A 21,802-nucleotide genomic window follows, 5' to 3' on the forward strand; every position below is an offset into this window, starting at 1 on the left:
AAATATGATGGTGCGGGAACATGAAACAAAAAGCCCAGCATCATAAGTCACTGGGCATATCGCTAATTGTTTGGATTCATAAAAATCCGCCCCAAAATAATAAAATATTATAAAAAGTCCAACATATAGACTGCTGGGCTCGGAATACGAAATCCTTCTAATTGGGATAGAATGGTGTAATGAAGTTACAAATTAAAAACAAAAGCCCAGTAACAGGAATTACTGGGCTACCTAAATTAAACCTTATGAAGGGTTTGCATGCCTGAAGATTAAAGATAGGGATTAAATATAAGAAACCCAACGGCATCCTGCCGCTGGGTTAAAAATCACGCCCCGGGAAGTACCCTGAATGGGCAAAAATAACAAAAATAAATATGGTTCAGAGTATAGATAAAGACAAAAAACCCAATGGATTTCCCCTATCCATTGGGCATGTCTTATCAATAAACTATCTATGATTGATTTAAAGTTAAGCAAAAGATCTTAAAAATAATAAACCCAATAACGAATTCGTCATTGGGTATACTATCTATGAAAACATCCTACTTTGGGGAAGTAGAATATAAGTTCTTAAATATAGAGAATAAAAAATAAAAAGCCCAATAGCTACTATCTATTGGGCTAAATAGTTATAATTTATAAAGCTGAGCAAATAAATATAAAATTAATTAGTGGAAAAATGAAATCAGGTGAAAAGGAAATAAAATGGAAGGAGAGAATTAATGATCTGCTACGAATAATGGGAGCCAATCCAGATCTGATAGAAACATAAGAGTTCTATTTTCCAACTGCATTGAAAGACTTCAAAGTTCGCGGTTTCTGGGGATTGGCAAAGATTATTCACTAACCTTCCTCTTAGCAGTGAGGAAGCGTGTCAAAGGCGGAACGAACGTACTACGGGACAGGGTCAATAAAACAGCTAATTACACAAGAATGGTGAATTAACGGTGAGAAATGAAAACTGCCCAAATGCAGAAGGTCCGATTATGAATGACAATAATTTAGGGTAAAATGTTTTACAAGTTTAACTACTAAAAAGATATAGCAATTATAAACCATGATAGGAACAGCATGGATAAATAGAAGGGATAAAATCACTAGAAAAGTTTTTCTCACGAGGAACCAGTAAGTTTAACCAGCTTTTTTTTAAGAAAATACCAATTGTAAAATAAAGCAGCGAATGTTAGAAAACTACTGCAGCATTGAACGAGAATTACCACCCTAACCCTAATACATGAAATTCCAATACACACAAAATATCCCCGGACAAATGACCTGTCCGGGGAAAGATACTATCCCAATTAAAAACCGATTATTGGGATTATTTAGCTATTTATGCATTTTACTTAACAACCAATATAAGAAAAGGTTTTTAAATAGTTTACTTTTATGGTGGTTCTCTGGACTTAGGTGGAGGCCATGTAAATCTCAGGCATATAAAATACCTAAGATTGGGTATATCCCGATTTAGGAACTTTTTCTAAATTCGTCCCAAAACCAATTTTATGAAATTAATTAGAATCACCTGCATGGTTGTTTTTACAGTATTGATAGCCATGTTTTTCTCCTGTGAACCAGAGGACAATGAATCCGATATCGAGCCAGCTGCAAGAGCAAATGGAAGATATATCCATACCCAAACGGGACTTATTATTGATATGCATTATGATATTGGTTTAAAATGGGGCTATGTGGAAATAGACGAGGTCGGCACTGCATTTCCTCCTGGCGCAAAGGGATTTCATGTTGTTGTAGACGTCAAATATATGGGGGAGAATCTATGGCAAGGTGAAAACTTCATGTATGTTCCGGGAAGGAATCCCGAATGGAGTTCCAATGGATTTGTTAGAATTTGGAGAGAAAAAGGAAATGGTTTGAGGATCGGTACTCAATTTTATGATAAATTGGAATAAAAATTAGAAAGACGTGGTAAGCTATATCCTACAATAAAAAGTAGATTTTTTATTTTAATTAGTTGCAATAATATGAAGGATCTTGAAAAATCGTAGTTATAGCATGCTTCAAAGGGCATAGAATACTCCCAGTGGAGTGTTCTCTAATTAAGACGGCTAAGTTCAATGTGTGCGGTATATGTTAAGGGATGCGGTACGGCTCTGTGCTAAATGGTTGGATATAGGCAATAAATGAAGCCAGTAAATACTTGCTTAGCTGAAAGGATACCAAGGGAACTCAAAACAAAAACCTAATATTAGATTAGGATACAAGAAATCTTTTATTAGATGCCTTAATTGAAAAGTCAATAAGAGACCAAATATGTAATTTATCATTTTCTCTAATTCTGGGATCTCCAAATCTCTGCTGGATATTCTTTAGGGCTTAACACAAATTCCTGTTTGATTTTCTTTCGTTATTTCCTGTACGACAGGGCTTAATCTGTACATAATCCAAATTAACTTATTTTTTGCAAAAATATATTCTCCCCCACATTTAAGATCATCTAAATCAACATTGTATTTTAAATCTCCTTTATATTCCTGAATTAGTAAAGAAGGTTCATTTTCTTAACCTCCTCTACTATCATTCCCTATGAAGTATTGCATAATTGAGAAAATAAGGAAAGGGAAAAGAGAAGTAACACAATAGTGAAATCGATTTTCATTATTTCGAAAATTTGGTTTTACAAATCATTAAATAAAAAAGCCTAACGATATGATTGACTTTTTGGTAACTTAACATTCTTAATCGACTCAATAATTGGTTCGATATATATAAGATCCTGATCATTACGGGTGTCCAATTTAAATGCAACCTTCTCCGGTATATAAGTTAATCTGTTCTCATCAATATCCAAAATAACTGCAAGCCTCATTCTAGTTTCACTTACACTAAATGTTTCACCATTGATGACAAATGTTTCCATTTCGTTAAATGTTTCATCTTTCTTACATGAACTTAAACCTAGCAAAAGCAACATGAGTAAATACATGAGTTTTTTCATAAATTATGGTTTAAAACCAGTTAAGACCTTAAAATTAGAAATAAATACAACAGATTTAATTTAAACCTATTTTTTATTATCAAATGATACCAATATCGTAGGTGGTAGTCGTGTAATTTTTTAATGTAATTTTGTCCATTCACCTTGAAAGGTTTGAATATTAATCATGCAATTGCCCCAAAGCTTTCACAATTTCTTTAAATAGGCATTCTGGTGAATTGTAATATACCCAAAAGGGTTGCCAAGATCTAAACCGGAACCATGAACTAGGCATGATTTCGATATGCCATAATCCAAAACCTTCAAAAATCAGGTTTAAGTATTATGGAAGTAACAATTCTGATCAGGTTTTTCCCATCCTTTATTTTAAGTTTCTTTAAACCAAAAACATGGAAAACGTTTTCAGCGATTTTCAGCTCTTTGTCTCGCTTAATAATTATACTTCCATAAAAATATTCTATTTCTAAATAGATTCCTTAAATTTAAGTTCTCTACCTAAAGAATTGATTATGAATCCCTCAGAAATAATATCCAAATTGAAAGAACTTCAAGCAAGGGGAGAACACATGGTCTCCATATCGGAATTGTTGGACTTTATTCAGCGGCGAAATGAAGAGCTGCTGTATGGAGTAGACCTTTTTAATGAACGGTTTTCCTTAGACCCACAATTAGTAACCCTTTTAAATGACCATGGAATAAATACGGTAGGTGATTTATGCAGTAAATCCATAACCGATCTATTGAGAATAAAATCTTTTGGTAAAAGGAGGGGCTACCAAATCTATGATTTTCTGAGGCAGTTTAATCTAAAATTGGCTCCCTGAAAAAATCTTCATTATGGAAAAGAAATTAACATCATTATGTTCAAAGAAAGATCACGATTCAGGCGAGGATAAACAATTGAGAAGCTCATCTCAAATCCCGGTTTCCTATATCGCATTAAAATGGACTTTCTTCGGTCAATATTGACACATCTTTACATCCAATTATTTCTTAACCAATAAATAGGCCAGGGAAGGGCTATCGGAAATGCGCCTCATTTCATGGAATGCCAAATCTTCGATATCCTTCTTTATCTGATTGAAGTTTGTGATTACCTGCTCAGTGGTTAGCTGGCGAACGATTGGTATCTTTTTATAATCTTTAATCTCCTTTTCCAATAAATGATGATCATTGATTATGGAACAATGAAATGCTTTGAGCATTATCTTGCTTTTTGGATTGTCGGCAACCATGCCCACAAACTCACCGGAACTCAGAGAAGAGATTTTAGATGCCGGAATAGCATATTCGAGCTGCTTGGAACGACTGATCGAAGTGTCGGCACTGTTCAGCGAATAGCTTTCCCTGTCCTGCAATATCTTTCCGAAACGCTCGGAAAGCTGTTTTGCCGTATCTCCATTTACCTGCCCGGACAACACGTTTCCAGATATGTTCATGATCACGTCGGACTGCTCACGGCCATAATCCTTGCGCAGTTGACTTAGGTCCTGAATGGCGATGCTGGTGGAGACTAAATTGTCGCGGGCCGTTGCGATCAGACTATCGATATTATTGAGGTATATTGTTGGAAACTCATCAAAGATCAAGCTTGACTTGATCTTTCCTTTCTGGTTGACCAATTTGACCAATCGGTTGATGTACAGGGAAAGCACGGCTCCATAGATCTGAATTTTCTGGGGATTGTTGCCCATGGTCAATATCTTGGGCTCCTGCGGGTTATTGATGTCCAAAGTAAAGTCATTTCCCGAAAGGATGTAATATAATTGGGGGGAGGAGAGCCTTGCCAAAGCAATCTTGGCCGATGCAATCTGTCCTTCGAGTTGATCCATGGCATCATTGAGGTAAGCGTTGGTGAAGGGATTGACGAGTACCTCGATTTCTTTATCGGCGCGCAGAAGTGAAAATAAGGTGTCGTAATCCAGCTGCAGCAATTCGATAGCATGGGGAAGTGTACAAAATTCCCCTTGTCGATACCGCCGTAAATACCAAATGATGGCCGTCAAGAAGTTGATGGGCGACTCCACAAAAAAATCACCTTGGCGCTTTATCCATTCCCGGTTCAGTCCCAAAAGAATTGTCCGAGCACTTTCTGCTGCATCAGTAATGTCGATCATGGAGCTAGGATCAAGGGGATTGCAACGACTCGACCGGCTCAGGTCATCGAAATTGATGCTGTAAAATTTTAAGGGACTATCATTAGTTTTGCAATACTTCAAATAATGATTATAGGCAATGGTCGTCAAATCATCGAACTTGAAATCATAGATGAACATCGAAAATCCTTTTTGAATATGCTGGCTTATAATGTGCCGAATGATGAAATAAGATTTACCTGAACCTGGACTTCCCAGAACCAATATCCCTCGGAATGGATTAATGATGTTGACCCAACTTTTGCGCACCTTATTCTTTAGCAGGTAGGTCGCCGGCAGGTTAATGGAATATTCATTTTCCAGGAGTTCTTCATGCTGTGGAAAGGTTTCATTTTCCCTGTTAAAAATGTCGGATTGGAGTATTTTAGCAGAAATTACCCTAGTCATCCAAGTACCGCCCATTAGAAAGGTCAAAAAGCCGCAGCTTGCCAGCAACATATATCCATATAACCGAAACTCAAAAGTAAGCGGTATGTGGAAAGCTACATCGCTAAAGAAATATAATAATAACCCGATTAATATATAGGCAATGGGTTTTTGATATGTGATTTTTTCATCTTTTTTTCCTTTTGCACCCATCAAGGAGATCAATAAAAATCCCAGTGCGAGCATCTTCGAGGTCAGCATGCTGCTGAAAAGACCGGTCCTGTGCAGCATCAGCATGATGCGATCGGTGAACGCATGTTGCCAACCTAACTCCCTAAACCAATTGTATCCTTTCGCATAGAAGTGAATCAGGAGCAGTCCGATTGCTATCCAACGTGTGAGGTCGACTATCTTTCGAAGTGCCTGTTCATTTTCTCCGGTCTGTAGTGCCATGCTCGGTCATTTAATTTATCTATTGCTCATCTATTATACAACTATTAAATCATCCCTTCTCAAACCATCAATACTGGATTTTTCGCTTCTTCTTTTTCCTTCGTTTCTTAAAGGCATGGGGAATGTAATCTGCGGAATCTGGGACATTGAAAAGTGTTTCAAAAGGGTTCTTAGCTATCGAAACAACCTTCATCGTAATTCCAGACCTACCATTAACCTTATTTGGTTCGGATCTAGCTGGGGCAATATTCAACCTAACGAAAGGATGGTCCTGAAGCTTTATGGAATTCTTCTCAAGGACTGGATCAGCCAATCGTGCTAATATAGCCTTGGCACTGTATTGCTTGCCAAGCTCGCTTCCATTGAATACGCACTTGTTCTTGTGGTCTACATAGGTAATGCCATAAACAATCCCACTGGAACTTTCTCGGAGCATCACATGAATGGCCTGTCGTTTAAGCCTTTCCTTAAATTCCTCGATATCCTTAAATTGCCCCAGCATGGCCTTATCGATGGAGTATATTGTCCGTACCTTGTGCTGCTTTCGAAATGGTTGCTTTTGCTCAAAGCGACCCTGTAAATTCTTTAATGTGGGTCTGCTGAATAAATCACTAGCCTTGATTGGGACGCCAACCTTATTACCATGCTCATCCATTAGACGATACAGCAAACCCTTGTTGGTATAGATCCTAGAACGTTCGCTTCCTCGGTCTGCTAGCACATTGAACTGTCGAAGAATGGCATTCAACTGATGGAGATTACTAAAGCTGTAGGAATTCAGTACCTCCTCCAATACATGCTGAATGGCCGCTCGGGTCTCACTCCGTCCATAATGTACCTTGGTGAGATCTATACCTTTGGGAATATGCGACAACTTCAGCGTACTTTGACCTGCTTTGACCAAATCGAATTCCCGCTCAATCAAAGACCTGATCTTTTCGGATTGGTTGCGGCCCATGTTGTGCATGTCGATGCGACTTCCATCTGAGCGTACCTTGATACTTACTATATGAATATGAGGATGTGCAGCATCAAAGTGCCGGTAAATGAGAAAGGGCTGATCCGAAAAACCGATCCCTTCCATATAACGTTTAGCGATCTCGATCAACCTATCATCAGATAGATCCTTTTCGGTCGGATCAAAGTTCAAGGAAATGTGAACGCTATTGCGCATAACCTTACTGTTCAAGGCAGCTTGTTGCAAGAGCCTATTCAACCGCATGGAGGCATTCATCTGGTGCGCCTCCATCGGATAATTTATAGCGGAGAGGCACCTTGCCACTCCAAGCTCAATTTTGTTTTCATTGTACAAAAATATCCGGCGGATGGAACTTCCAGTCTTGATCACTGCAACCATGTTTCCCCCATCTTTTGAATGAGCAATTTAATCTCCGCTAGTTTATTGGAAAGTAACCTAGCCTGGAGCTGATGATTCAGGATCCAAGACTTCAGATCTGATTGAGGAGAGAAGGTATGCAGCTTCTTTACCGACTGATTGAGATTGATTCCAATGGCATTGAGTTCATTACGAAGCTGAATGAGCAGGGTCATGCTCTCGTCCAAGGACTTATTGCGATAGGACCTGATAATTGGCTTTCCTAACAAAACCGAACGAGCATATTCACTCAGCTTTCTACAGGTTGAACCTCGCCACTGCTGCTCCAATTTATGGAATTCAGAAACTGTTAACCGAACACCAACGATTCTGTTTCTATTTTGATTTTTTCTATCCATTACATTCCCTTTCTGCACAATTCCATCAAAACACCTAAATCCACAAAACCACGAGTTTCGAGTCAAGTTTATTATTGCGGTTGTTTAACAACCGGACATCTTGCCGATTGCAAAAGAATCAGCAATCCATTTCGTTAAATCTATAATAAGAATTTCTTATTTATAAAACCTAATTAATAATTGATTAGGATCGATTTGGTCAATATTAATGTTTTATGGAAAGCTTACAAAAGAGCTTTTTAGGGAGTTTGGAACTTACAATTCTTTAAGATAAATCCGTAAGTCGCATTAAACAAAATGGAAAAAAAAAGAAAAGTTCAAATCCTGCCACGTTTCACAAGTATTTGGAATTAGTATTCATAACTTTCATGAGTGTTAGAGATTTAGCTGTCATGGTTGTTTTCAAATATAGTATCGCTTCTTTTGTTTTCTGCTGTAGCCGATTCGAACATTATCTTTATACTAGGGAACATCAGGTCTAGGAAAATGAATCTTTATCCTGAAGCAATCCCTACTAATTTATAAAGATATTATACCGAAAGTTTGAATGCGAATGTTGCGGACGCTTTTCCCATTACGACCGCCTTTTTTCAATAAACAAAGCCAGTGTAAATACAGCACCTAATGCAACGATGATTCGCCAATCCAAATCTTTATCAAATGTCTTCGTATTATTGTTTTTTAACAAGGTTTTTTCCTCCATTTTAAATCCTTTGACAGTAGAGTTAGTTGTAGGTGATACATCTGGTTTTGCGGATGACTTTTGTTTTCTAGGGTTTTGGTTGCTTGGCTTTGAAATGTTCTTTTGGTTCGGGCGAGAACCAAGAGGAGCCTGCTCAGGAAACGAATAAATATTCCCCAAATGTTGATGAAGAGTCCATAAGGAGTTTTTTTCTGTAGCTCCATACGTATTGCTTTCGATGTATTTTAATAGCTTTCCATTATTACATACTTGGCCAGAACATGAAAGTCCAGTTGCTTCAACGGTTTCCAGATAGGATGAAATCAACTTCTTTTTTGTTTCTTCATCTGGTTTCCAATATTCCTTTCGCACGACTTCCAGCATTTTCGCCAGCATGTTTTGGTAGGCATAAGTGTTTTCAGCATCTGCAAAACGTTTCTTAATATCCAGATCATACTTGTCAGCCACATATACATCATGCCATTGCTGCCAGTCTTCCGCTCGTATAGCCTGGTCGGTAGTCGCCTGCCAGCCCCACATATTATCGGTCACCTGACCTATCATCCTCGCACCGGCATAGCCTTCGTCCATCATCTTTTTTATCCATTCCGGGTTGAGATAACGGGTATTCATTTCTCGACCAATAAATTTACCCAAAGATTCCTGACTTAAATTAGCAGGATCAATGAGGTTACTGATGATGACATCAGGCTCCTTGCCATCAATGGTCTTAATAGCTAAAGTCATTCCGCCCAAATACTGAAAGAAATCATCATTGTCCAAAGCCCCATATACATTGGTTGAACGGCTATGTACCACGGTATTTGTTCCGGATAGCGCCTTTTTGAATATGGAGAGCGCGAGACTCTTTAACTCTGAAATTTGATCCTCTTGAACACCCCAGAATCCCTGTCCATAAAGATGTCCCGAACGGTTAAAATAGACTTCGGCAATCTCTTTATTGTCCTCCCATTTATCGGTGGCCTGGACGGCATTATCCACACCGATACCATAGCTTCCGGTCGCTGAACCGAAAAGTCGAACCAAAGCCAGTCGTTTTCTCAGATCTGCATCCTTAACGCCTGATTTTTCCAATTGCTGTTGTGTTGCATCAACATGCGTTCTAATGATATTGTCTTTTTCATCTGCAGAATAAGCTAGGCTAACGGCATTATCCAACATGGTCATCATGTTTGGAAACATATCCCGATATAATCCTGATGGAGTAACCACAATATCCACCCGAGGTCCTTTCAAATGGCCACGAGGAATTAATTCAAGTCCACTGATCTTACCAAAGCCATCGTAGGTAGGTTTTACACCTAGCAGGCTGAGTATCTGTGATTCCATAATTCCTTCATGGCGAATGGTTTCTACAGACCATAGATTGAAAGCAACCTTTTCAGGATAGGCTCCATGATGTTTCTCCGTATATTGTTTTATTAACTGTTCCGCCATCTCTTGTCCCTTTTTAAATATTTCGGGAGAAGGCATTCTGGAAGTGTCAAAGGCATAAAAGTTCTTACCAGTAGGGAGGGCATCTGGATTGCGTATCGGGTCATTTCCTAAACCTGGCTCTACGTATTTCCCATCCAACGCATCCAGTAAAGCCTGCATCTCGGAAGGTCCACTTTTTAGTAGCTTGTCGAGATATTCCGCGATAAATTCTTCCTTTTGATTTGCGGACAATCCCGTCTGTTTGCTTGCCATGGCCTCAGCGGTCAAAAAAGCCTGTTCTTTTGTCGGAGAAATACCGAAGGTATGCATACCCATCGGGGTAATTTTCTCATTCAGTTCTTGGAGATAATGTTCCAGCTTTTGAATATCCGATTCCAATATTTCCTCACTCATGTTTAAATCCCTGGCAATATTAGCCTCCTTGGCCCAATGGTTAACCGATTTTAGGTTCGCCTGAGCCAATAGCGGGCTTTTTTCTTTAGCAATATTAAAATCATTGATGGATCCGGCCAGTTCCCGGAGTTCGGGTCGAAACCCTGCTTTTTGAAAAGGTGGTGTCAGGTGATCAATAATGACAGCCCCGCCACGACGTTTTGCTTGGGTCCCTTCACCAACATTATCCATGATGTACGGATAAATATTAATCATGGAGCCAAGTAAGGCATCCGAGGCATCCTTTCCATCCATACCGGCCTCACGCCCGGAGAGCCATTCAAGTGTACCATGTGTTCCTAAATGAATCAACGCATCCGTCTCTCCTTTTTGCTGAAGATGGAGGTAAAAAGCAATGTATTGATGGTGTGGCGGTAGCGACACATCGTGAAATAAGGCTTCCTCATTTTCCTCCCAACCTCTGGCAGGTTGTGGCATAAGGTTGATATGACCAAACCGTACTTGTGGAAGGACAAAAAACTTTTGTTGTTTCCCATTTGTCCAGGTCATTATTTGGGATGAATCCGGGATTCCCCATTTCTTGATGACCTGTTCCTGGAAATCCGGGTTTAATCGGGAAAACCATTCCTTGTACTGTTTTATCGGAATTAAAATGGGTTGGTCCTCTCGGACCATTCTTGATAATTCAGCAGGTGCCCAGGTGCCAATGTTCCTCCCACCCGACATGACTCGGTTGAACACTTCTTTTTCTGTGATCTTCTGCCTGCCTAAATCATAACCTTCATTCCCCAAAGATCCCAAAATATGAAATATACTTTTCGGTAGAACATTTAAATAACTCGCTCCAATATTGTGTTTCCCTGATTGACCGTTGTAATAAATGAGGGTCACTTTCTTATCATCGTTACTCTTTTTTCTAATTGCAGCCCAGGCTTTAATCTTTTCTACCAGATGCGGAACACGGTCTGGCAGTTCTTTTTTTTGTTTATAAGAATTACCCAAATTGTCAACCAGTATTTCCTGCGTTGCCAGAATGGTAGGCTGGATTTGCCCCATGATTTCGGGGCGTGCCAAGGTCATGCTCCTATCAGCTACACTTAAACCTATGGAAGTGTTGTCCCATTCTTTTTTATTTTGGGCATAGGTAATACCATTGATTACAGGCACGCCTAATTTGGAGAAGATTTTGGATAATTTCTCCGGAGATCCGCCAGGCAGGGAGGAGGTGTTCAACAAAACCTCAATCCCTGCTTGGCCATGACTATCGATGCAAAACTGTTGTACGGCATGGTCCAGAGGAAATCCATAGAACATCAAAACATTGAAGCCTTGCTCAGTGAGTGCTTTAGCATACGTTTTCAGGTAGTCATATTGCCCCGTGACAAACTCATAGCGAAAGCCGTAAATCCCTATCCAGGGAGCATTTGCTAGGGTTTGGAACTCCCGTTTAAAGGATACGGTATCTTGATAAATTTTATTGGTTTGCCAGTCTACAATGGCATAGTTAGGGAATTTTATTGGACCTTCAGGTTGAAAGGAACTTCCCAAATGTCTGTCGCAGAGAAGTTGTACCATGCGAACCAGGTTCTCAGAACTTGGATTCTCAAAATAACTATCCAGCTTGCTGTCAAATTGCATTCCCCAGGCTTGGTAATTGGCAGCTTCAGGAGTAATACCGACAGCATAAACTTTCCCCCCACGTTTTACAATGGCTTTCAGCTTTTCGGTATACCGTTGGATGACCTGACCTGTATGAACATAGCAGACGACTAAGTCTGCTTGTTCTATACTGGAGGGGTCCTCATTCGCCGTTAAAACTTCAAACTGACGGTCAAAGTCAGGGAATTTTTCCAATTGTATGATCGCGTCTGATAAGGGTTTACTATAATTATCGGATACCAATATGGCGATTCTGTTTTTTGATTTAAGCTGTTGGGCATGGGTTGCGAATGAAAATAAATTCCAAACCAATAATAACCCATAGATACTCTTGATCATTTTCATAATTTATTTTTCGGGAACATAAATTACCTGGCCATCCTCGAGTTGGTATGCGGTTCCCAGACGTTCTCCCTGTCCGGAGGCCTCCTCAGGATATATCTTTTGGACTCTTATCTCTTTACCTTTTTTAGTGATGATTTCCATCTGACCATCTTTATTTTTCTTGGTCAAGGTCATGTCCGCTTCGGGATTAAGGAGGTCGAGAACATTCAGTGCAGACATCAAAGCGATTATCATAGCTACAATTAATACAATGCTGATATCGAAAAGATTGGCAACTCCACTAATAGGGTCTTCCAAAGGAGTCTGGCTATATTCAGATTTATTACTCAATAATTTCCTCATGATTTTAAATATTCCTTTTTTAATAAAGATGACTGGTCTGCTTTTTGGGAAATTCGCAATCTACGTTCGAGGATCGCCTCACAGGTTAAAAAATCACGAGATAACCATTGTTCCTTTTTGAGAGAGATCAGGTAAGCGACAATCCCGCAAACCAGACCAATGATGGTCGCCGTAAAGGCTGTTACCATATGATTTGCCATCGCCGACATATCTCCTGTTGCCAAAGTGGACAAAGATTGTCCCATAGGAATCAATGTGCCGACCAACCCTAGGGATGGGGCTATTTTTACTAGAAATCTAATTTTGTCCAACTCGGCATCTTCTTTCTTCTCCCATCCTTGAACCAATTCCGTTAGATTAATCTCTGCTTCTTCCTGATGAGAAAAAATACGTTTGATTTCGGAATCGTTTTTCCTCAGGAATTCATGTACGCGTTTTTGCTTTTTGTTATTCCAGCATTCCACCACAAAGGTGCCAAGTGACCAAACCACCCAGATGACCATAAGGATAAGTCCAAGAAATACCGGGATGTGAAGGAGGTTCCCAATTTGGAACAAGAGGTTCTCAATAAATTGAATCATAGTTAAAATATCTTTTATAGTTGATAATTAATACCTAACAACAAAGTCCTTCCTGGTGTGAAATAATAGGATGTAGGGGAGGAGTAGGTCCCATAATATTGTTTGTCAAACAGGTTGTTGACGGTAAAATTTAAACCTACAGGACCTATTTGTCTAGCTAACTTTAGGTCGAAGAGACTGACAGCATCCATTCTCTTCTCTTCTGTATTTTCGAGATCCCCAAAGTAAGAGCTAGAATGTCGTGCCCAGAAACTTGCCTGCCCAATTTTTGGATTGTCATAAATGATTGCACCCGAATAAATGTTATTCGGATTGTCATTCATTTGTTTTCCTTCATATCCAGGATTAGTCTCATATCTTTTGATTTTCGATTGGTTGTGGAAATAGCTTCCCTGAACTGAAAGCGAGGGACTAACCTGGTACTTTAGGGAACTCTCCAAGCCCCAAAGGTTCACCTTCCCAATATTGATGTATTGTCTGACTGGTAAATTTCCAGGGTCGAAATAATCCGGTACCTGGGAGGCATCAATCAGGATGGCAGAAAGAAAATCACTGTATTGGGAGGTATATACCGTTCCTGATAATTCCAGGTTTTCAACAGCTTTCCAATCTGTGCCTAATTCCAAAGAGTACTTCATTCTTTCAGGTTTCAAGGCTGGATTTCCTAATCGGAAGGAACTTCCCAATGCGGTGGAATTATACATGTAATAGGCTCCAGGGGCACGGAAACCGGTCGCATAAACCGATCTTAGTCGGAAGTTCTGCCTAACATCATAGGTTAAACCAATTTTTGGGGTCCAAACCGAGGAGGTGGCGTCGTCGTATTGGATAATGATTTCTTTTCCGGAGATATCATCGGAAAAATACCCGTTTCTGTTTGCCCAATGGTCAAAACGAAGACCTAAGTTGACATGTAATTTCTGTGTGATGCTGACATCGTCATTTAAGAAAAAGGAGATGAAATCTTGCCTTCCGTTGAAGTTCTGATCGCCCTTATTAGCGTAATTTTTCTTCGAAACCACTTCTGTAAAGCGCAGATCAGCGCCGATAGTTAGGTCATTGTTCCAAAAGTTATGACTTACTTTGGCAATCACTCCATAAGTATCCAATGGGATATGGGAGTTATAATTCTCTGTGTTGTATTGATTATCCTTTATATTCCAGTTTAAAGCTTGAGAGGTTCGGTTTTGGACGTTGTAATACATCAAGACATCAGGAGCAAATTTGGCAGACATGTTTTTATAACGTACCTGATAATTGCCGGTGAAAGTATAATCGTCGTAGAGTGTGGTTGTTCCGGAAAGAGGTTCTTGGGTATTGAAATCGGCCGTGGCTAATAAAATGCCTCCGTTTTCAAAATTGTATGTCAATCGGCTATTAACATTTAATAATGCCATTTTTGGCTTCTGGTAATACTCTTTCCAGAGGTCGTCGGCCATATATTGGTAGCCATCTGTTCTTTTGTATTCGGCAAAAGCTATTGCTCCAAAACGTTTGCCGAATTTTTTTCCGGCTTTGGCACTTGCCTGGAAAGTGTTCATGGAGCCATATCGTACCTCCGCACCTAGCACTGGTCGCTCAATGGGGCTTTGGGTGATTAAATTTATCGTCCCACCCATGGAGCTAGACCCATAAATGGAAGAGCCAGGTCCACGAATTACTTCAATCCGTTCTATACTATTGGCAGCAAGGCTGTTCCATTCCGAAACTCCGCCGATATAGGCATCATTAATGGGTACGCCATCTTTCATAACCAAGGTGCGATTGGCAGCACCAGTCCCTCGAAGGACAACTCCCGTATGTGTGCCCGTTGTAGTCAAACCTCGATTTCGATCCACCATTACCCCGGGAATAAAGGCCAATGCCTCATCAATAGATTGAATCTGGCTTAACTCCGGGTCATCGTTTTGCAAAACGGAAACGCTGGAAGCAACCTGACGTAGTTCCCTGGAAACGGTAGAGGCAGTGACGGTGATTGCATCTAAGAATTGTGGTTTCTTTTTTAAAACCCAGTGGACGGTCTGGTCGGATGAAATCACATCTTTTGAGATGGATTTTGAAAGGGTTTCAAAATTAATGTGCCTAATTTCAATTTTTATAGGTTCTTTCAGGGAAAGGCTAAAATTTCCGTTTTTGTCGCTGATGGCAATGGTGCCTTTCCCAAAACGATTTATAGTGGCACCTGAAATAGGCTGTCCAATGCTGTCCAATAAGGTAACGGTTAATTGATTTGAAACCTTGCGATTCGTTTCCTGGGATGAGGCTAAAAAATTTGAAGCAAAGAGAAGGAAAACAGTAAAATAAACTTTCAAGTTTATTTTAATTTGTAATGGATAGAGTAGATGAGACATAAAATAATTGTATAATCCTATAAATGCAATAATGTTGCAAATATATATACTAGAATTTATTAATGCAACTAAGATGCAATAACTAATTTATCCACATGGCCCTCAATACACCCACATTCGGAAAATTCCAAATTATTTCACTTTAACATCCATCTCCTTTTCAGCTCTATCCATTGTTTCCAGTCATGAATGTATTTCTATCAATTCCTATTGATAAATATTCATCATTTTAAGTTTCTTAATTAGAAAACAAATTTCCAATGTTATGTTAATCCATAATAAAACACTTGTTAGTTATTTTACTTTTCCTTCCCTTGGTTGTTATGTCCCGTTAGAAGAGGAAAACTAAATTTGACACTGAATGGGTTTTAAAAGGCTGATGCGAGCTTTTTAAAACTTAGCTTCTGTTTTACGTCAAGTTTATAAGCATTGAGTTGTGCGTCTAGAATATCAATTCAATTTTCGCAGTCTGACTTTATTGAATAATTATCTTACTTTTCAATTGTACCTTTCACTAAAACCTCCCTTGCATCAGCAACTAGTTCTACCATTTAGGTAGCGATCAATTGATATTGGATTTATCTATTGATTATTGTTGGTATAATGTGTCGTAAATCTATTTAATATGAACTACCAATTTCGGAGTATATCCACCATTTGATTAACGGCATTTTGGCAAAATAATAATCTAAAACTCCTGCGGACGTCCGGTAAAATTGAATACAAAGATTAAGGAACGGTATCGTTGATGACGGATTCCGTTTTTGGCTGGGGTACCCTGGTTTCCTTTTTCGTGTTGTTATCACAATACACGAGGAAAATGGTGGTATCAAAAAATGTATAGTTAATCGCTTCATTTCCTCAAGCACATGCTGAATGGCTGCTCGGTTCTCACTCCATCCATGTTGCACCTTGCCAGATCTTTACCTTTGGGAATATTAGACAGCCTCAGCGTCCTTTGTCCTGTTTTGTCCCAATTGAATTCCCGTTCAATCAAACACCTCATCTTTTCTGTCGTATTACGACCCATGTTGTGCATTTCAATGTGACTTCCATCGGAGGGTACATTTATATCTACTAGATGATTATTAAGATGTGCAGCATCGAGGTGTAGGTAAATGAGAAAGGCTGATTCGAAAAGCTGATTCCTTCCATATAACTTTTGGCGATCTCGATCAACTTATCATCGGATAGATCCTTTTCGGTTGGATCAAAGTTCAAGGAAATGTGAACGATATTTCGTGTAACCTTGCTGTTCAACGCTGCTTTCTGCAACAGCCCATTCAACAGCAAAGAAGAACTCGGCTGGTGCGCTTCCTTCGGAATATTTATAGCCGAAAGGAACCTTGCTTTGTCCAAATCAATCATAATATCATTGTACAGGGATATCCAGAGGATGTAACGTCCACATATCCATTATCGTCAAATAGATAGGTAGAGTCTTATGCAGAGGGTAGTTTGAAATTCATTTTAAGCAGGAAATTGAAAGCGGGCCAAATATGTTGTAAAATTGTTATTTTTATCTAAAATCAATATAAAAGAAGAGACAAAATCCCGGAATAGCAAGAGAGGCAGGAGGTTGCCTTATTGATTATAGGAAGGAAGAGAAATTAGAATTTTACTAAAATGGAGAGAAAGAACATTGCTTTTTTTGAGCATGGTCAGTTTAGCAAAGTAAAGGAATATCGATTCGATCCAGATCGGATGCTGAAAGATTATGTCAAAGAATTCCTGATTGTGGAGGCTTCAGATTTGGTTAGCTTAGAAACCCTGCCAAGTACATCTGTATCTCTAAACTATATCATTAGTGGTTCGATAGAAATGAAACAAAAAGGTGATGCAACAATCAAATTGCCAAAGGCTTTTGCTTTTGGTGTAGCTAGAACTTCTCTACATTTTGATTTCTCTGAAGGTACGACTTTATTTGCCATTATCTTTAATCCAGGGATGGCTCCTTCCTTAATTAGATGCCCTATAAATGATTTTTTTGAGAAGTTTATTGCTTATAGTAATTTTTTAAATCCAAACCAATTGTCCCAAATTGAGCAAATATTTGCTGAACAGGGTAAATATGCTGATCTGATAAAAAGGATTGAAAAATTCCTGTTCGATGAAATCCTATTTACGCAAAAAAAAGATAACATTAAAGAAGCCGTAAATGAAATCATTCATAGTCAGGGTTCTACTTCCATTAAAAAAATAGTAGATGTATTAGCCGTGAGTCGGGATTCTTTTGAAAAAAAATTCAGGAAACAAGTAGGGACTTCTCCGAAAAAATTTTCAAACATTGTGAGGTTCAGGAACCTATTTGAAAATGGATATAAATATACCACTCTTACCGAAATGGGGCTAAATGCTGGTTACTATGATCAATCTCACTTTATTAAAGATTTTAAAGTTATTACAGGCAAAAATCCATCTAAATTCCTGTAACCTAACATATCTCTTCTTTAGGAATAAACCATTGATATTTTGGAAATGATATTCCAAAAAAACAAATTCATTTTAAGCTTATTAGCCCAAGTTAATATTTCTAGAGTACTGGTGTATTTTGTCAAGACAAAATTTAACTCTCTTGAAAAAAAATGATATTTTACAATTTCTAGTTTTTGAAATTCCATTTATTTGTTTACTTATTTCATGGTGCCATGCATCTTTAGAAGAAAACTAATTCAAATGCTCGGATAATTGCCTACTGATTTATGATTAAGCGCTAGCACCAGTAAATTAAAAAAACTATAATGTATTTTAATATGAAAAAAATAACCAAGATGTTAATCGGATTTTATGCAGGAACGGTAACAGTGGCTTTTCTTATGCTTTTATATTCTTTTAAATCATTAAATGAAAATTTTGATGAAATTACCGTAAAACGGATTAATATAGTTGATGACAATGGCATAAACAGAATGATCATTTCCAATCAAGAGCGGATGGAACCACCCATTTTGTTCGGCAAAAAATATAAGCGAGCTTTAAATCCTGCAGGGATTATATTTTATAATGAAAAAGGTGATGAATGTGGAGGGATTGCAATATCTAAAAATCCTGAAACAAATACCTACGCTTTGGCATTTGATTATGACAATGCGGATGCTATAGGTTTCTTGACCCAGCAAAATAACAAGACCAATACCTATAAATCAGGGATTGTAATTAATGATAAAGACTTGTCTGGCAAAATTGGTGGTAATACAAATCGAATCAACTTGATGACCGAAAATGGTAATTCTAGCTTGATAATTAATGGTCCAGATGAAAAACCTAGAATTATACTTTCTGTTGACACCTTGGGGAATCCCATGATAAAAATGATGAACAGTGATGGTGAAATAGTTAAGGAGATTGGTCCCTTAAGAAAATAATAAGAGTAATCAAACTATTTGAGAAATCACCAATTAGGCAAATTTTTCATTCCAGGTCATTTTGAAGGTTCAGGAAGCACGCCCTTGAGCAGACTTATTGGAACATGTAGTAAGCAATGGATAAAATTAACATCCAATTCCATACTGGCAGGCTTTGACAGATACGAAATTATCTTGGACATAGAGTTTATTTGACATAAAGCTGTTGTAAATTGGGAAAGGAGAGTAGTGAAACATTTGAAACTATAGATGTAACCCATTCCGTTGATAATTGTAGAATTGAATATTTTATCTCAAAGGTGAAAGCGTGGGGATGGCACGTTCAATTTTAAATGATAAGTATTTTATTGAATGTCACACCTAGATATTCGAAAGGGGTTTTATTAATAACGATGAAGGATTTGTTGGAAAAGGATATATGCAAATCAATTTCATTTGTTAAAATAACAAAAAACTTGTCAGTTTTTTAGCCCAATAGGCGAAATCTTCAGAATTTTTTAGCTAATGAAAATGAAGGATTTCCTTAGAATGAAAGGAAATATTAAATACTGAAATATATTAATTAACAGGCGTATGAAAACTAGATTTGAAGCGGGTATTAACATTGCCATAAAAATACCCAAAAGTAAATATGAGAGTACGATTGCTTTTTATAGAGATATTCTAAAACTAACTGTAGAAGAGAAACCGATTAGTAATCCAACAGTCTCAAGAACACATGAGGTAATATTTGGTGGAAATGTTATCTGGTTGGACTGTGTCGATAATTATACACATTCTGAAACCTGGTTACAGCTTACAGTCCCTAATATCGAGGAGGCAACAAGCTATTTAGAATCACAGGGTGTTCAAACTTGTGACGAAATTGAGGAACTTCCCAAAAATATGCATTGGATCCAAGATCCTGCAGGAACAGTATATAACTTGCAGGAAAGATGATGTTGTTTCTTCTTTTTTAAGTTGGAAAAGAATGACTTAAAATTTATTATACAGTCATATATCCAATTTAAGCCTGCCTAAGAAATAAAGTCTTTTATATTAATATAGGTAAAGAAATGAAATTTAGGATTGTTTCGAGACAATAATTCAATAGTATATATTTTCCTGATTTTAAACAAAAAGAATATCATAAAATCAATCAATCGTTGCATTAAATCATCCTATTTTGGGAATCAATGGATTGGTTTGAATCGACCCATTTGCCAACGACAAGGTCCAAATTGAAATGTAAGAAATGGACAGATATATTTATCTAATATAGAACACATTGAACTGGATATTGCAGATTGCTAAAACAATTGGTTTCTGTTAGAAATGAAAAGATTCATTGGTCAAGATCTATTAAACAAATAATTTAAAGGATGAACATTCGACAAGAAGAGAAAAAGGATTATAAGGAAGTTTTCAAGCTAATTGAAAATGCTTTCAAAGGTGAAAAATTCACTGATCACAAGGAACAATTTTTAGTTGAAAGGTTAAGAAAATCCGAATCATTCATTCCTGAGTTATCTCTGGTAGCTGAAATAGATGAACAGATCGTTGGATATATTTTACTGACTAAAATTAAGATTATTGATAATAATTCAAAGGTAACATCTTCCTTAGCTTTAGCTCCTGTGGCTGTATTGAAAAATTTTCAAGGGATGGGGATCGGTGCTGGTCTGATAAAAAAGGCCCATGAAGTAGCCAAAAAATTAAATTATGGATCTATAATATTATTAGGCCATGAGAAATACTATCCGAAGTTCGGATACAAAATGATGAAAAATTACGGGATAAAACTACCTTTTGATGTTCCTGATAAAAACTGTATGTTGATAGAATTGACAGATAATGCATTGGAAAATGTACAGGGAATGGTGGAATATCCAAATGAGTTTTACGGATGATTGTCGGGATTGATGCTCTATAGTACAGGAGAGGTGTTTTTAATGCATCCACTGTTTTAAATAAGGCTATTGCAAATTTGGCTTGTGCATTTTAATACCTTTCAATATTTTCACATTTTTTTGCATTTCTTCCTTTTTTCATGTTCTGAATGTGTGAACGGTGATGCTTGATTCGTTGGTTTTAGATAGCTTAGATTAACTTTTTATTTAATCTCCGTTTTCTATTGAATCTAAAACATATCCGGTTTCGTTTATATGTTCAAAATTTTTAAAATGAAAATGTCTGGAGGAGCTTGAAATATCTAAAAAATCAGCAATATGACGTTGGCCCTTAATTGTTATTCGCAATTCCCTGACGATTGGTGTATGCATCAAGATTGCAGGCCCCTTCATCTTCATTAAGACCATCTCACTAAGAGTTGATGAGTGGTTCCATTTCGAGGTAGAAGAAGTGGATTCAGCTGTTTTTAATATATTTTCATTACAGCCTGTATAAACTAAAGAACTTTTCCGTGCCACAGAGAATCCAATAGAAACCACTGATCTTCCTTTTTTAATGGTTTCCTTTAATTTTAAAATAGATTCTGGAATATGATCATCCTGAGTCACCTGAGCGAGTCACCTGAGCCTGAGTAAAGTGAAGTTGGGCATACCCTACTTTTAATCATTATTTTGATATCCTAGAAATCAATATTTTTGTGATTGATTTCTGCTAGAAGTCAAAAAAATAGCTAATTGGAAGGTTAAGTTTATCTGCTAAATTCTTTATTGTTAAAATTGTTGAATTGGATTCACCTCTCTCAATTCTCCCCAACTGCCTCGTATCGATATTACAAAAGGAAGCAAATTCCTCCTGAGACATTTCTTTCGATTCTCTTATGGACCTAAGATTTTGCCCAAATTGTTTTAAAAAATTTATATCTCTAATTTTTTCCGACATTGAATACTAATGTCAAAAAATAAGTTAAAAATTATTAGGACATTTATGTCCTTTTATTTATATTTGTATCATCACACCATTATTTGGTGTAAGTGCATTAGACTAAAAGAGTCTCGACAGCAAATTCCG

The 21,802-nt window shown here is 37.7% G+C and carries 18 protein-coding genes; 7 read left to right on the plus strand and 11 right to left on the minus strand.

Features of this window, described 5'->3' with window-relative positions; genetic code table 11:
* The first annotated feature begins 1,505 nt into the window (after nt 1-1,505).
* The gene (locus CKW03_RS08345; protein ID WP_139185421.1) at nt 1,506-1,913 is read left to right on the plus strand and encodes a hypothetical protein; all 408 of its coding nucleotides are present in this window, start codon (nt 1,506-1,508) and stop codon (nt 1,911-1,913) included.
* 749 nt (nt 1,914-2,662) lie between these two features.
* Here the strand turns inward: CKW03_RS08345 and CKW03_RS08350 are convergent.
* The gene (locus tag CKW03_RS08350) at nt 2,663-2,959 is read right to left on the minus strand and encodes a hypothetical protein (protein WP_093095736.1); all 297 of its coding nucleotides are present in this window, start codon (nt 2,957-2,959) and stop codon (nt 2,663-2,665) included.
* A gap of 509 nt (nt 2,960-3,468) precedes the next feature.
* On the opposite strand from CKW03_RS08350, the gene CKW03_RS08355 reads away from it, so the two are divergent.
* Entirely contained in the window at nt 3,469-3,783 is a 315-nt protein-coding gene (locus tag CKW03_RS08355) for a DNA-directed RNA polymerase subunit alpha C-terminal domain-containing protein (RefSeq protein WP_093095738.1), read from the plus strand.
* Between the two features lie 13 nt (nt 3,784-3,796).
* Nucleotides 3,797-3,928, plus strand: a complete 132-nt coding sequence (locus CKW03_RS20740; protein WP_261771997.1) for a hypothetical protein — start codon at nt 3,797-3,799, stop codon at nt 3,926-3,928.
* A 17-nt stretch (nt 3,929-3,945) separates the two neighbouring features.
* On the opposite strand, the gene mobC is transcribed toward CKW03_RS20740, so the two are convergent.
* From mobC to CKW03_RS08395, 8 genes are all read right to left on the minus strand, one after another.
* A complete protein-coding gene (gene mobC / locus CKW03_RS08360; RefSeq protein ID WP_093095740.1) occupies nt 3,946-5,934 on the minus strand; it encodes a conjugal transfer protein MobC in 1,989 nt (662 codons plus the stop codon).
* Nucleotides 5,935-6,001: 67 nt separating this feature from the next.
* On the minus strand, nt 6,002-7,291 hold the full coding sequence (locus CKW03_RS08365) for a relaxase/mobilization nuclease domain-containing protein (RefSeq protein ID WP_093095742.1): 1,290 nt from the start codon (nt 7,289-7,291) through the stop codon (nt 6,002-6,004).
* A complete protein-coding gene (locus tag CKW03_RS08370) occupies nt 7,279-7,668 on the minus strand; it encodes a plasmid mobilization protein (RefSeq protein ID WP_093095744.1) in 390 nt (129 codons plus the stop codon). Before CKW03_RS08370 ends, CKW03_RS08365 begins: the two co-directional genes overlap by 13 nt.
* A gap of 574 nt (nt 7,669-8,242) precedes the next feature.
* A complete protein-coding gene (locus CKW03_RS08375) occupies nt 8,243-12,205 on the minus strand; it encodes a cobaltochelatase subunit CobN (RefSeq protein ID WP_093095746.1) in 3,963 nt (1,320 codons plus the stop codon).
* A 3-nt stretch (nt 12,206-12,208) separates the two neighbouring features.
* Entirely contained in the window at nt 12,209-12,547 is a 339-nt protein-coding gene (locus CKW03_RS08380) for a DUF2149 domain-containing protein (protein WP_093095748.1), read from the minus strand.
* Nucleotides 12,544-13,128, minus strand: a complete 585-nt coding sequence (locus tag CKW03_RS08385) for a MotA/TolQ/ExbB proton channel family protein (RefSeq protein WP_093095750.1) — start codon at nt 13,126-13,128, stop codon at nt 12,544-12,546. The genes CKW03_RS08380 and CKW03_RS08385 overlap by 4 nt, the downstream gene beginning before the upstream one ends.
* A gap of 14 nt (nt 13,129-13,142) precedes the next feature.
* The gene (locus CKW03_RS08390) at nt 13,143-15,440 is read right to left on the minus strand and encodes a TonB-dependent receptor (protein WP_169918988.1); all 2,298 of its coding nucleotides are present in this window, start codon (nt 15,438-15,440) and stop codon (nt 13,143-13,145) included.
* A 1,116-nt stretch (nt 15,441-16,556) separates the two neighbouring features.
* Entirely contained in the window at nt 16,557-16,847 is a 291-nt protein-coding gene (locus CKW03_RS08395) for a relaxase/mobilization nuclease domain-containing protein (RefSeq protein WP_093095753.1), read from the minus strand.
* 258 nt (nt 16,848-17,105) lie between these two features.
* Here CKW03_RS08395 and CKW03_RS08400 point away from each other — a divergent pair, with 258 nt between their 5' ends.
* From CKW03_RS08400 to CKW03_RS08415, 4 genes are all read left to right on the plus strand, one after another.
* Nucleotides 17,106-17,912 (plus strand): helix-turn-helix domain-containing protein, encoded by an 807-nt coding sequence (locus CKW03_RS08400; RefSeq protein ID WP_093095754.1) that lies wholly within the window; start codon nt 17,106-17,108, stop codon nt 17,910-17,912.
* A gap of 320 nt (nt 17,913-18,232) precedes the next feature.
* Complete coding sequence (locus CKW03_RS08405) at nt 18,233-18,844, plus strand: hypothetical protein (RefSeq protein WP_093095756.1); 612 nt, start codon at nt 18,233-18,235, stop codon at nt 18,842-18,844.
* A gap of 573 nt (nt 18,845-19,417) precedes the next feature.
* Complete coding sequence (locus tag CKW03_RS08410; protein ID WP_093095758.1) at nt 19,418-19,783, plus strand: VOC family protein; 366 nt, start codon at nt 19,418-19,420, stop codon at nt 19,781-19,783.
* A 422-nt stretch (nt 19,784-20,205) separates the two neighbouring features.
* Nucleotides 20,206-20,733, plus strand: a complete 528-nt coding sequence (locus tag CKW03_RS08415) for a GNAT family N-acetyltransferase (RefSeq protein WP_093095760.1) — start codon at nt 20,206-20,208, stop codon at nt 20,731-20,733.
* Nucleotides 20,734-20,940: 207 nt separating this feature from the next.
* Here CKW03_RS08415 and CKW03_RS08420 read toward each other — a convergent pair whose 3' ends face one another.
* Together CKW03_RS08420 and CKW03_RS20905 are read right to left on the minus strand one after the other, a co-directional pair.
* The gene (locus tag CKW03_RS08420) at nt 20,941-21,342 is read right to left on the minus strand and encodes a hypothetical protein (RefSeq protein WP_093095761.1); all 402 of its coding nucleotides are present in this window, start codon (nt 21,340-21,342) and stop codon (nt 20,941-20,943) included.
* A gap of 103 nt (nt 21,343-21,445) precedes the next feature.
* The gene (locus tag CKW03_RS20905) at nt 21,446-21,673 is read right to left on the minus strand and encodes a helix-turn-helix domain-containing protein (RefSeq protein ID WP_093095763.1); all 228 of its coding nucleotides are present in this window, start codon (nt 21,671-21,673) and stop codon (nt 21,446-21,448) included.
* Between the last annotated feature and the right edge of the window lie 129 nt (nt 21,674-21,802).

Source organism: Sphingobacterium mizutaii (assembly GCF_900187125.1).
GTDB lineage: Bacteria > Bacteroidota > Bacteroidia > Sphingobacteriales > Sphingobacteriaceae > Sphingobacterium > Sphingobacterium mizutaii.

Coding starts and splice junctions, on each gene's coding strand:
- CKW03_RS08405 (WP_093095756.1), top strand. CDS start 18,233: ATGAAAAAAATAACCAAGATGTTAATCGGATTTTATGCAGGAACGGTA.
- CKW03_RS08395 (WP_093095753.1), bottom strand. CDS start 16,847: ATGATTGATTTGGACAAAGCAAGGTTCCTTTCGGCTATAAATATTCCG.
- mobC (WP_093095740.1), bottom strand. CDS start 5,934: ATGGCACTACAGACCGGAGAAAATGAACAGGCACTTCGAAAGATAGTC.
- CKW03_RS08365 (WP_093095742.1), bottom strand. CDS start 7,291: ATGGTTGCAGTGATCAAGACTGGAAGTTCCATCCGCCGGATATTTTTG.
- CKW03_RS08370 (WP_093095744.1), bottom strand. CDS start 7,668: ATGGATAGAAAAAATCAAAATAGAAACAGAATCGTTGGTGTTCGGTTA.
- CKW03_RS08345 (WP_139185421.1), top strand. CDS start 1,506: ATGAAATTAATTAGAATCACCTGCATGGTTGTTTTTACAGTATTGATA.
- CKW03_RS20740 (WP_261771997.1), top strand. CDS start 3,797: ATGGAAAAGAAATTAACATCATTATGTTCAAAGAAAGATCACGATTCA.
- CKW03_RS08410 (WP_093095758.1), top strand. CDS start 19,418: ATGAAAACTAGATTTGAAGCGGGTATTAACATTGCCATAAAAATACCC.
- CKW03_RS08375 (WP_093095746.1), bottom strand. CDS start 12,205: ATGAAAATGATCAAGAGTATCTATGGGTTATTATTGGTTTGGAATTTA.
- CKW03_RS08355 (WP_093095738.1), top strand. CDS start 3,469: ATGAATCCCTCAGAAATAATATCCAAATTGAAAGAACTTCAAGCAAGG.
- CKW03_RS08380 (WP_093095748.1), bottom strand. CDS start 12,547: ATGAGGAAATTATTGAGTAATAAATCTGAATATAGCCAGACTCCTTTG.
- CKW03_RS08400 (WP_093095754.1), top strand. CDS start 17,106: ATGGAGAGAAAGAACATTGCTTTTTTTGAGCATGGTCAGTTTAGCAAA.
- CKW03_RS08385 (WP_093095750.1), bottom strand. CDS start 13,128: ATGATTCAATTTATTGAGAACCTCTTGTTCCAAATTGGGAACCTCCTT.
- CKW03_RS08350 (WP_093095736.1), bottom strand. CDS start 2,959: ATGAAAAAACTCATGTATTTACTCATGTTGCTTTTGCTAGGTTTAAGT.
- CKW03_RS20905 (WP_093095763.1), bottom strand. CDS start 21,673: ATGTCGGAAAAAATTAGAGATATAAATTTTTTAAAACAATTTGGGCAA.
- CKW03_RS08415 (WP_093095760.1), top strand. CDS start 20,206: ATGAACATTCGACAAGAAGAGAAAAAGGATTATAAGGAAGTTTTCAAG.